Origin of the sequence: Paenibacillus naphthalenovorans, assembly GCF_001465255.1 — a bacterium.
GTDB lineage: Bacteria > Bacillota > Bacilli > Paenibacillales > NBRC-103111 > Paenibacillus_G > Paenibacillus_G naphthalenovorans.
Genome location: NZ_CP013652.1, coordinates 1496186 through 1507777, shown reverse-complemented (window position 1 = coordinate 1507777; position 11592 = coordinate 1496186). Strand labels below are relative to the sequence as shown.

The window sequence follows — 11592 nt, the reverse complement described above, 5'->3', positions numbered from 1 at the left end:
ATTTGATTCGTACTGATTTTCCACAGTCTTTCTCCTCTCATGTCTAATGCCGCCGACTGAACTCTTTATACGTCAGGATTGATTTTATATCTTCTCTATTCTAACATGCAGCAGGGGTCGAGGCTTCTTACCGATTGCTCTATTCCCCTTTCAAGCCAGTCCCTTTACCAATATGTATGCATGAATGGAATTACATTTCCGTTTTGACAGCATCAGTCGCGTTCACGCGGGCTTCAAGCCATCGCAACAAATCCCCGGTCACTTCATCGCGATTCGTTTCGTTCAGCATCTCATGCCTCCCTCCGGAATAGAGCCTGTAGGTTACATCGTGCACCCCTTGTCTTTGAAGCTCGTATACAAGCCATAAGAACGATTTGCCCATACCGCCTACCGGATCCTTATCCCCGGCAAACAAGTAAACCGGCAGCGATTTCGGAATGCGCCCCAGTCGATCGGAACGGTAGGCCTCCAACAAACCTTTGGTCATATACATAATGAACTCGTTCGTGATCCCTGCATTGCACAGGGGGTCTTTCATATAGGCATCAACCTCCGCTTCGTCCCGGCTTAACCAGTCGTACCTGGTGCGGTTCGGACGAAAAAACAAGTTGTACTGACCTGTTACCAGCCAGTTCAACAACCGGCTGCAGTGCTTTTCTCCTTGCAGGGTTGAGAACAGCTTGCCAAGCAGGAAGCCAAGACTGTGCAGCAAGGTTTGCCGCCCTTTCGTCCCGGATAATATCATCCCGTCCGCTTTATGGGGATAACGCTCCATGTACAATAACGTCAAAAACGACCCCATACTGTGCCCCAACACGAAAACAGGGACCCCGGGGTATTCGGAGCGGATGCGATCCGTCAGCAGGGCCAGCGCCTCCACCATCCTGTCGAATCCGGCATGGCCAATATGCGTAATCCGCTCGGACGTCCCCGCCGTCAAACCGTGCCCGCGATGATCATTCGCATAAACGGCATAGCCCGATTGCGTCAGCTGCACCGCCAGCCGTTCGTATCGCTGTGCTCTTTCCGCCAGGCCATGGGCAATTTGCAGAACGGCCTTTACCGGCGTCCCTTCCTCCGGAAGCCAACGGTGAACCGTAATCGACACACCTTCCGCATCATGGAATGTGAAGATGTCACTGATCATCAAGACGCCTCCTTTTTTTGATTATAACTTAAATCGGATTGCGAATATAGAAAAAGCCCACATCAACCTCTGACGTATCCCCCGTGGAACGGACATTGAAAAACGCTTCATGCCGCTAAATGGCTAAGGGCTCACTTCAAAACGCCATAAGGTTTTGTGGGCTGTATGATATCGATTGGTTGGCGTTGTTCTAAACCAACTTTTTGAGTACAATCCTGCCGGCTGCATTCATCTCCCATACGGGCCTGTATTCATTACCCCAGCTGATCAACATTTTCTCATAAAACATTTTCCTCAGATGATTATAAATCTTGATCTTGCTTGCCGATTTATTCAGATCATACCTGACATTGTGCAAAAACTTCGGTACATGCACCCATTCAAATTTCCCAACCAGCCGCAGGATCATCCGGGCATCCTCATAATATCGGCCCTTCCAAGGGTCATCGGGATCGTCTGTAATCCATCCGCCCACTTTGCGTACACAAGAAACCCTGTAGCACCTTGGATTTAACATATATCCCAGCTTTAGGAGAAAGTCGTATTTGGAGTTAAAAGAAGGCTGTATCACTTGATCCCATAGCACGGATTGTTTGTGTTCATTGATGCTCCACAAACGATGATTTCCATAGGAAAAAGCAGCACCCGGCCGATGTTCCAAAGCTTCGATTAATGATATGGCCGCATTCGGTTCCAACCAGTCATCCCCGTCCAGCTGGATCATATAAGGAGTGCGTACCTTTGCCAGAGCGGCATTGAGGACAACGGAAATCCCCGAATTTTGCTTCATCCTGACCACCTGAATCCGTTTATCGTTGGCGTAGCGGTTGATCACAGTCATGGAATTATCAGAGGAAGCATCGTCATATATTAGAATGTCGGCAGGGGGATGAGTCTGGTTGATCGCACTTGTAATCGCATGCTGCAATTGATTCTCCATATTATAAACCGGAATTACAATGGTATAGTCCATTTTAGAGCTCATCCTTTCTTTATTTGTTCGGAACCAGGTCAACTAAAATATAAGCGTCCCCATCCTTTTTCCAAATCGCCCGATACTCATTTCCCCATTCTCTTAACATCTGATTGTACAAATCATAGCGGTATTTCCATCTCATCGGACGGCTAGTTTCAAAAGCTCTTATATTTTGGGCATACTTGCGTCTATGGTATAAAAACTGGTTAAGCCATACCATCGGATACTTGGCGGACAATCTCAATAAGATTTGGACGTCTTCCGAGTAGATATCCTCTTTTTTCTGCGACAACCATCCTCCGATATCCCGCACGGCTTGGGTCAGGTAAAATCTCGGCAGCAGGGTATGATTCATATGTTTTAATAAATCGTAACGGTCTGTATACTGCCTGAGCACAATAGGTTCCTGTTTTATGACCTTACCGGCCTCGTTTTCCCAATATACAATATTGTTTGCATAGATTAATCCTGCATGGGCAAAAGCTCCCGCAGCATCGACCATTTGCCCGAGCGCTGCTTGATCCAGCCAATCATCCGCGTCAAGTTGAATAAAATGAGAAGTTTCAATCTGTGTCAGGGCATAGTTTAGCGCATGCGCCTGGCCCAGATTTCTTTTCAGCGTTATGCATTTAATCCGTCGGTCCTTCAAATAAGGCTCAATCTTAGCCAACGAATGATCGGTGGATGCGTCGTTGATGATGATCAATGTCCAGTTCGAATGGGTTTGATGCAGTACGCTTTGAATCGCCCGATCTATAAATTTTTCTTTGTTGTACAAAGTAATCACCACGGTAACCTTCATGTGGCGAATCCCCCCTTCCTCTTCGGAACAAGCCTTACGGATTGCCACAGATGTTCGGGTCCGACATAATCCGCCGTATAAAGATCGCCCCACCGAATAAGCGCTCGATCCGTGTACAGTTTTCGAAGACGATTATACACATGGGCGTTGCTGTCCAAACTTAAATTCGAATGATGGTAGCGGAAATGGTATAAGGGACGGTCTACATAAGCGAATGTAAACCGGTCAAGCAACCGCAAGAGCATTCTGCGATCCTCCATCATCCGGCCTTGGGTAGGATCATCCACCTCCCACCCTCCAACCTGTCGCACGCATGCCGTGCGATAAAATCGCGGCTGCACCATCGGATCGTAAGCGGCAAAATCATAGCGGTCCCGAAACGGACGGTGGCGAACCAGTTTATGGTAATAGTCCACACCGCCGATTTGATGCCAATGGATGGTATTGGCATAGGCCAAGGCTACCGAGTCCGGCTCCTTCTCCATCCGGTGAATAAGGCGTTCGAGCGTATCGGGAGCGATCCAGTCGTCTCCGTCAACCTGAATGAAATATTTCGTATTCACCATAGACAACGCCTGGTTCAAAATGTGGCCTATTCCCCGATTTACTTTGTATTGAACAAGTTTGGCCCGGGGTGTGGTCAAAAGGGATTTTACCAATTCGGGCGTCCGGTCCGTCGAAGCATCGTCGATGACGAGCAAGCGCCATTGGGTATACGATTGCTGATAAATGGAAAGAAGCGTTTGTTGAATAAAGCTGGCTTTATTGAATGTCGGCACGATGATCGTTACCAGATCGTTAATAGGTCATCACGTCCCCGGACCGGTTCCCGGACCGGTTCCCGGACCCGTTCCCGGTCCCGTGTTGGGGGCTGTCCCTGGACCGGTGTTGGGGCCTGTGCCGAGTCCGGTGTTGGGGGCTGTTCCCGGTCCCGTGTTGGGACCCATGCCGAGTCCGGTGTTGGGAGCTGTTCCAGAAACGGTGTTGGGGCCTGTGCCGAAACCGGTATTTGGTTTTGTACTGGCGGTGGCGGATGTGGGATGAGTTGATTGATTTTGGACCTGGAGAACCGGACTGGGGAGTACGTTGGCTGCAGTTTTTTTCACAGGTGATTTTGTTTTCTTAGGAATTGTTTCTTGTTCAATGAGTCGATCCAACTTTGTCCATCCTGCCCCGTAAGTTAAAAAAACGGGTTTATACCGGCTTCCCCACCTGCGTAAAGCATCATTTACGGCCCATTTTGTCATTTCCGAATAGACCGCAGTCTGATTCGTCTGGTTATTGTTGTGCCGGCGGCAATTGTACAGCATGTGATCGACCCAGTGAAAACGGAAATGCTCAATCAGCCGGTACAATACACGCTTGTCCTCCAAATGTCTGCCTTCATAAGGATCATCCGTCGGCCAGCCGCCGATATGCCGCAAGCACGAGGTGCGATAAAACCGCGGCCATAAAGAAAGGTTGGCCAGCAAAAAATCATATCGGTCCTGAAACGACCTGCCCTTCATTACGTCATTGGCTATGCGATTTCCGTACGCATCCTCAAATACGATGTTGATATTGCCGCTTACGACGGCCACATCAGCAGGTTGTTTTTCCGCTTCTCTCACCAGCACTTCGAGCGTATGCGGATAGAACCAATCGTCACTGTCCAATTGGACGGTATACGGTGTATCCACTAATTTCAGGCCTTCATTCAGGCTTTTGGATTGACCGAGATTTCTGGGGTTGCGTATTAAGGTTATGCGCTTATCTGTTACATAGGATTGAATTTGGGAGAAATATTCCTGCGTCGAACCATCGTCTATCAAAATGAGCTTCCAGTTCTCATACGTCTGCATCAATACGCTTTCGACAGCTTCCTTCAAATATTTTCCCGGATTGTAGAATGGAATCAATACCGTAACTTTACTCATGAATCGGACCTCCTTAAATGTTATAGCTTAAAATGAACCGCTTATTGCTGAAAGTCTCTGCATTTGTACATAAAATCAAACCAGTGCGAAGCTATAATTTTGGGATTGGACTTCCGGCTTTCCGCAATAGCGTCTTTAACCAGCTTTTTATAGCGGCGGGAGTCGTGCAATACCTCTTCCAAAGCGGCCGCAAAGCGCTCCAGCGACTCCTGCGTCCACACAACCCACTCCGGTTCGACCGGTTCCCATTTCATATGTTTCAATAAAATTTGGCTTCCGGCCACCTCCGGCAGCGCACCTACATCGCACCCGATAACGGGTACTCCGCAAGCCATCGCCTCCTTGACGTGCGTTGCGCCGGTCTCCCATTTACTGCCGCATATAAGCAGATGCCATTGACTGATCATATCCCTCATCTGGTGGTGAGGAACCTGCTCGTAGATGGTGAGGTTTTTGAGCGGGACCGGCTGCCAAAGATGGCGATAAGCCGGCGGTTTGGCATGAATCATCTGAAATTGAATATCCGGGAATTTCCGGGCAAGATAGGGAATGACTTCCGCTCCTTTGGTAGACCGGCTCGGGTGGTCATAACCGATCCAGCCAACAGTGAATTGCCTGTTTTTCTGCCCCGGCTTAAAAAGCTCGTGATCGACCATGGTGGGGATGACCTTGATCAAGTCATCCGGATAATCTGTCCAGCTTTTCAAAAGCTGATTTTTCTGATATTGCGAATTAACGATAATCGGAACGTGCTGCGTTGCTGTTTTTTGGGGATTGATGTTGGGTCCCAGGCTCCAGTTGCGGGTCTCCTGCTCCATTTGCCAAGAATTAAAATAATAATGGTTCCACCAGCCGGACTCATTTTTGGGAACGATCCGGAATTTGTCTGAATGATACAGCGGTTTTTGTCCGGCGAATGGGGAAAATCCGATTTCCAAATCCTCCGGGCACAATTGCGATAACCATTTTGCTCTCATATTTGATGCAAGTGTAGGTCCTGTAGCAAACGGCAGTTGAAAATAGTCTAAAATAAACCGAAATCTAAACAAAATACGGCCTCCTTTCAAGCGCTGACTGCCTGCGAAGGTTATTTTTTATTCAGGATAAACCGGAAAATCTTTGAGCGAAAATTTAGCAATTTCGGGAACTTTATGATAGCTGGAAGATGAATATAGTACTTTTTTTCCAAGCATTGCCGCCGCGATCATAACATGTGCCCTGTCTGTTCTTACAGATTCGTATCGGGCGATGATTCGAAGCCAATCTTCATGATTTTTACAAATAGATCTTCTGGATATATCATAATTATTGTTCGGAACTGCTGAACGAGCAGATTCCCCATCGGTGCGATAAGCGACAAGCTCCCCTTTGCCAGGTGCCCGGTATGGAGCAAAATCAAAAAATAAGGCACAGTCATACGCAATATCGGCATGACATAAGTCTTTAATCTGACGATACGATTCTTCCTCTCTGGCAAAAACCAGTGCGCGAGTATTCGAAAGCACACGCTGAACTGTATATAAATCACGATCAAAAGAGGAAGGAAGAACGATGACTTTCTCGAATCTTTTCTCAATTTCGGGCAGAAGCTTTGGCATCGAACCATGCGATTTGCACCATCCGCCGCTTCCCGTCATAAGTGCCGTATGCCCCTCGGCTTTTATAAGACCTTCTTTTGTTATTTCCTTGTAACTTACTTGTGTCAAGAGCTGTCTCGTGCCGGCCCAAATTAAATAATCCCCTATATTTCCGCCGCAAGTAATAAATGTGATATCCTGCGAATCGGCAAGAGCCTGAGTAAGCTTTGCTCTGCTGGTCTCAAGTCCTTTTTCAAAATTCGAAAAATCTCCTCGATGTTTATTCAATGATTCCACCTTCCTCTCTTATTTGTTTCCTCTGCCGGACATTTGGTCTGGGTGCAAGCGGTAATAGTAAAGTACTTCCGGAATATTCTCAATCCTATAGCCCTCTTTCAAGCAACGAAAAATAAAAAAGTAATCATGCCCGGTAACCTTGCGCTTGCCCCGAAGTGAACGGAATAGACCGCCTACCCGATCAAAAACCTCTCCTTGAAATAACAAAGTGCCGTAGCAAGCGCCTGAACTTCCGTTTTCATAGCTTTGTCTAATTTGATCAAATCCGTATTTAATCCATTTCACCTGAAATTTCGTTTTCGGGTTGCCAGATCGAAATTCCGCGATGCTGGTTCCTACTAGATTTACCTGTGGATGTTGTCTGAGGAACTCCATTTGTTTACAAATACGATCCGGATGCGACAAATCATCGGCGTCTTGAATTGCAATATACTCTCCCCTGGCTAAAAACAAACCTATCGAATTCGCCCCGGCATATCCGGTATTATAAGGTAAATTCAGGATTTGGATTCGATGTTTCGTTGCAAACCGTTCCTTAACTTCAGTCGTATTTAACCATGTTTGAATCACGGACTTTGTATTATCGGTTGAACCGTCATTCACGATGACGATTTCAAGATCACGATAACTTTGTGACACGATGCTGTTTAAACAATCCAATAGATAAGGTGATGCGTTATAACATGGAATAATGATGCTCACCAGTCCCTTGATTCTTTGAAATAACATCCCGACCCTCCTTTCAATACTAGCTATTGACTATTACTATATTCACTTCAGTTTTGATATGTATAGACAGATCAATTAGTAATCTATAAAAATGAACTCTCGCAAATAAACCCCTCCTTCTTTCAGAATTTCCATCTATTTCCAGGAATGATAGTTGCCGCGGAGTCGAGAAATTCATATTGAAAAAAAAGACTGTTGAGGCCTGCTCAACAGTCGAACCCGCGTTAACACGCGGGCCGGAGTGAAAATTTGGGATAAATTCGGAAGAGTGCCGAACCGGGGTTGCCTGACCGTCTTACAACCAGGTAGTTTTGTCTTCGATTGCCGTCCGCTTGGTTTCCGGACTGTCTGCGGCCGGATAGCCCACAAAGACGGAGCCGACAATTTTGCGATTCTCGGGTGATCCGATCAGCTTATGTAATCGTTCGTCTCTGGCAAGGCCGATTCCTCTTGTCCGCCACACCAGTCCCAGCCCAAGCTCCTGTGCAGCAAGCCACATGGAATGAATGGCACATGCAACGGCGTATTCGTTATCCTCCGAGGACGCCTCATCACCAGGAATGATATCCGAGGTGACTACAATGACAAGCGGCGTTGATTCCAGCACGGCGATCGATTCCTTGACCAAATGAGGCTTTGTCGGGAACCGTTCTTCCAGAAATTCGCGGGCAATTTGCTCATATCGCGTCTTGGCTTCCCCACGGATCACATAAAAATGCCACGGCTCGCGCAAACGATCATTGGGCGCCCAAACAGCCGCTTCCAGCAGCCTGGTGATTTTCTCGGTTTCGACTTCTTTCGGCTCATAGTTTCTTACTGCTCTGCGGCTTTTTAATATGTTCATTACAGACATGTTTCCTCTCTCCTTTTTACTAGGGTTCATAGGGTTTAACCGGCAAATCCGGACTCCTCTAGCGGACGGGCGGATTTGACGAAATAGCCTCCGGTTCGGTACTATCTTGTATGGAGGCGTTGTTCATGAAGACGTTAATTATGCTCGGAAGCTTGAATATGTTCATCGCGGTTGCTTTAGGCGCTTTTGGGGCGCATGCCTTAAAGAAAAGGTTGTCCGAAGACATGATGAAGGTGTACCAGACGGGAATCCAATACCATATCGCCCATGCGCTCGGTCTGCTTTTGCTCGGACCGATCTCGGAAAGCGTAGAGAATTCTTCTCTCGTCATCATGGCCGGTTATGTCCTGTTCGCCGGGATATTTCTGTTCTCCGGCAGCCTGTATGCTTTAAGTTTATCCGGCGTTAGAAAACTGGGTGCGATAACACCGCTTGGAGGGCTTGCCTTCTTGGCGGGTTGGATCATTCTAATGATTGCCGTAGCATAAGTAGCATAAGCATATGCTGCGAAGCGGAAAGCGCAAATCCCCGGAGAACCCGGGGGATTTTTGCATTTTCCGGAGGGCTTCAGGAACTGGACTCCAGCTGCTTGAAAGCCTCGACAAATTCAGAAGGATCTGCTTTGACCATGTAGGAATAAACGCCCTGCTTAGTATGCAAATACAAAATCCCTTCCGTACCGCCCAACTTTCGATAAGATATATCAAATACTTCATGAATGGGAAATTCCCGATAGTGTGTCACAACTTTGTCTTCATACAAATACATCCACCGCTCTTGCGCTTCCGTTATTTGTGAGATGCCTGTCATCTGCCTTTGAACCTTATAATAGAGCTGTTTGGCAATCCAGTTCATCATTTCCCCCCTTCGACAGATTGTATTCGGAATCTAAAGTTTACCATACCGCAGTCGAATGTGGTATGCAGTCACTTCATTGGCCAGACGCATTGCTTCTTCATACTCTTCTTGTGTCATATTTTTAAGCATTTCATTGGATTGGTTTACGGAATCTTCTCCATATTTAACAGATCCAACTGCTTTCTTTTGTCAAGGAGCTTTTTACGATGTTCTTTTAGTGCTTTAGCTCTGTTAAAGGAAGGGGCGGTCATGATTTCTTTAATTTGTTCCAAACCGAACCCCAATGCTCTGTAAAACAAAATCTGCTGCAGTCTGTCAACTTCCGCCTGACCATAGATCCGGTATCCTGATGAGTTGATTCTTGCCGGCTTAAGGATGCCGATTTCATCATAATAGCGAAGCGCTCTGGTGCTGATCCCTAGCTTTTGCACGGTATATTCCATCTGTTCACCCCCTGACATAAATAACGGTAAACCTTTACGCAGCGTCAAAGTCAACCCTTTTTTTAGATCACAGGCGGACCCGATCACACTTTAGCATAGCATTGCATTAATGTTCTAAATAAACCTGCAGCATGAATAAAAAACGAGAGCCTATGCTGCGCTCTCGTTCTTTTCTTAGCCCGTAAGCTGTTTTAATTTTACGTTTCTCTCTTCCCGCTCTTCTTTAGACGCAAGATCATATTTTTTCAGCAGGTGAAATAGTTCGTTTAAGGTATGCTGCGAATGTTCTCTCAGCAAAAACTGCTGCAGATCCGCAGTTAAGGATTCGGGTAAAAACTCTTTTTGGCTTTCGAGCTTTTGTGCCACATCTTCATGAGAATGATCAATACTGCATTTTCCCATTGAAATCACCTCTCGTCATCATTAATTTACGGCATAAATTTACGGCATATGGAAAAAGTCCTTCTGATAAGTAATACTACAGCGATCCTGTCAAGAGCACAATCCCTAATTTCAAGAGCCGCCATGTGTTGGGATCGCGACCTCTTCACAATGAAGCATAAAGAGCCCCCAATGTTATGTAAGCTTATAGCGACAACCGTTTCATTAGGCCATGCGAACATCGGTGTCTTGATCCGGATCTGTTCCTTTGGTTTCTTTACCTAAGAACAGTACGACTAATGCTCCGATGACAATCGAAACAAAAAACACCATAAATATAAAGGTCATCGGAAGCCCTCGCGCCAATAGGATACCTACAAGGAATGGCCCGATGATGCCTCCGATCCTGCCGAAGGAGGAGGCAAGTCCGACACCGGTAGAGCGAACCGACGTCGGGTACAATTCCGGCGTGTAGGCATAGAGTCCTCCCCATGCGCCAAGATTAAAGAAGGAAAGACAAATTCCGGCCGCCATCAGCATGCCTTCCGTTTCGGCACTGCCGAACCATGCGGCGCTTGCTGCCGTCAGCAGCAAATAGGCAACAAGCACAAACTTGCGGCCTAAAGTTTCAATAAAGTAAGCGGCGGTAAAGTATCCCGGCAGCTGTGCGAGGGTCATGATCAAGACGTATTGAAAGCTCTTCACCAGCTCGAAGCCCTTCATGACCATAACCGTCGGAAGCCACAGAAACATGCCGTAATAGGAAAATACCACGGTGAACCACACAATCCAGAGTGTGACGGTTGACCTGCGGTGTTTGGGCGACCATACGGATGCCGCCCGTTCCATAAACGAGAGCTTCCGGCTCCGCTGCCCGATATAGCGGGGAGAATCCTGAATAGCCCGTCTGAGGTACAAAGCATACAAAGCCGGTAATGCACCGATAATAAAGGCCGTCCTCCAGCCGTAATGCGGAATGACAAAATAGGCAATCAGCGCCGCGACGATCCAACCGCCCGCCCAGAAGCTTTCGAGAAGCACAACCGCACGGCCTCTCTCATGAGCTGGTACGGACTCGGAAACGAGCGTCGAGGCAACCGGAAGCTCGCCCCCAAGACCGAATCCGGTCACAAAACGCAGGACACATAAAACGGCAAAGCTGGTGGCCAGAGCGGACAACCCGCTGGCTGCAGAGAAAATAAGAAGCGTCCAAATCAAAATGGACCGGCGTCCATAACGGTCCGCAAGAGAACCCGCAACGGCCGCTCCTACAGCCATTCCGATCGAATTCAGGGCCGTTAGCAGTCCAATCTGCTGTGCGGCCAGATTCCATTCGACAGCCAAGGCAGCCACGATAAACGAGATGATGCCCACGTCCATCGCATCGAACAGCCAGCTTAGACCGGCGCTGAACAGCAATTTGCGTTGTTTCGGATCTCGAAGTAAGGCTGTGTTTTTCATGTTCAAGCTTCCTTTTCCCTTGGTTTAATCGTGCATCGGCATCTTCCAATTCTTTTATTATTTCCATAGATTAGGACTTCAAACGCAGACGCCTTTCAGAATCACTTTAAACCGATGGAAGCCAAAACGTCAATCACCCTTCATATAAAAAA

Annotated in this window: 13 protein-coding genes and 1 pseudogene; 1 reads left to right on the top strand and 13 read right to left on the bottom strand. The window is 47.3% G+C overall.

The window, feature by feature from the left end; all coding sequences use genetic code 11:
* Nucleotides 1-190 precede the first annotated feature (190 nt).
* The 9 genes from IJ22_RS07280 to IJ22_RS07240 form a co-directional block, all read right to left on the bottom strand.
* On the bottom strand, nt 191-1147 hold the full coding sequence (locus IJ22_RS07280) for an alpha/beta hydrolase (protein ID WP_054817230.1): 957 nt from the start codon (nt 1145-1147) through the stop codon (nt 191-193).
* Between the two features lie 190 nt (nt 1148-1337).
* The gene (locus tag IJ22_RS07275; RefSeq protein WP_054817229.1) at nt 1338-2120 is read right to left on the bottom strand and encodes a glycosyltransferase family 2 protein; all 783 of its coding nucleotides are present in this window, start codon (nt 2118-2120) and stop codon (nt 1338-1340) included.
* A 19-nt stretch (nt 2121-2139) separates the two neighbouring features.
* Nucleotides 2140-2925, bottom strand: a complete 786-nt coding sequence (locus tag IJ22_RS07270; RefSeq protein ID WP_062408240.1) for a glycosyltransferase family 2 protein — start codon at nt 2923-2925, stop codon at nt 2140-2142.
* Nucleotides 2922-3704 (bottom strand): glycosyltransferase family 2 protein, encoded by a 783-nt coding sequence (locus IJ22_RS07265; protein ID WP_235594278.1) that lies wholly within the window; start codon nt 3702-3704, stop codon nt 2922-2924. Before IJ22_RS07265 ends, IJ22_RS07270 begins: the two co-directional genes overlap by 4 nt.
* Nucleotides 3705-3734: 30 nt before the next feature.
* Entirely contained in the window at nt 3735-4841 is a 1107-nt protein-coding gene (locus IJ22_RS07260) for a glycosyltransferase family 2 protein (protein WP_062408236.1), read from the bottom strand.
* 41 nt (nt 4842-4882) lie between these two features.
* Entirely contained in the window at nt 4883-5890 is a 1008-nt protein-coding gene (locus tag IJ22_RS07255; RefSeq protein WP_062408234.1) for a glycosyltransferase family 4 protein, read from the bottom strand.
* A gap of 45 nt (nt 5891-5935) precedes the next feature.
* A complete protein-coding gene (locus tag IJ22_RS07250) occupies nt 5936-6706 on the bottom strand; it encodes a polysaccharide pyruvyl transferase family protein (protein ID WP_062408232.1) in 771 nt (256 codons plus the stop codon).
* An 18-nt stretch (nt 6707-6724) separates the two neighbouring features.
* A complete protein-coding gene (locus IJ22_RS07245) occupies nt 6725-7444 on the bottom strand; it encodes a glycosyltransferase family 2 protein (RefSeq protein ID WP_062408230.1) in 720 nt (239 codons plus the stop codon).
* 295 nt (nt 7445-7739) lie between these two features.
* Entirely contained in the window at nt 7740-8297 is a 558-nt protein-coding gene (locus IJ22_RS07240) for a nitroreductase family protein (protein ID WP_062408228.1), read from the bottom strand.
* 125 nt (nt 8298-8422) lie between these two features.
* Here IJ22_RS07240 and IJ22_RS07235 point away from each other — a divergent pair, with 125 nt between their 5' ends.
* The gene (locus IJ22_RS07235; protein WP_054817221.1) at nt 8423-8785 is read left to right on the top strand and encodes a DUF423 domain-containing protein; all 363 of its coding nucleotides are present in this window, start codon (nt 8423-8425) and stop codon (nt 8783-8785) included.
* 79 nt (nt 8786-8864) lie between these two features.
* Here the strand turns inward: IJ22_RS07235 and IJ22_RS07230 are convergent, their stop codons facing one another.
* From IJ22_RS07230 to IJ22_RS07215, 4 genes and pseudogenes are all read right to left on the bottom strand, one after another.
* Nucleotides 8865-9152, bottom strand: a complete 288-nt coding sequence (locus IJ22_RS07230) for a hypothetical protein (protein WP_062408226.1) — start codon at nt 9150-9152, stop codon at nt 8865-8867.
* 72 nt (nt 9153-9224) lie between these two features.
* A pseudogene (locus tag IJ22_RS07225) lies at nt 9225-9598 on the bottom strand (MerR family transcriptional regulator); the annotation flags it as partial.
* A gap of 174 nt (nt 9599-9772) precedes the next feature.
* Nucleotides 9773-10000, bottom strand: coding sequence for a hypothetical protein (locus IJ22_RS07220; RefSeq protein ID WP_062408224.1), 228 nt, complete (start codon nt 9998-10000; stop codon nt 9773-9775).
* A gap of 204 nt (nt 10001-10204) precedes the next feature.
* Nucleotides 10205-11440, bottom strand: coding sequence for an MFS transporter (locus tag IJ22_RS07215; protein ID WP_062408222.1), 1236 nt, complete (start codon nt 11438-11440; stop codon nt 10205-10207).
* Nucleotides 11441-11592 lie beyond the last annotated feature (152 nt).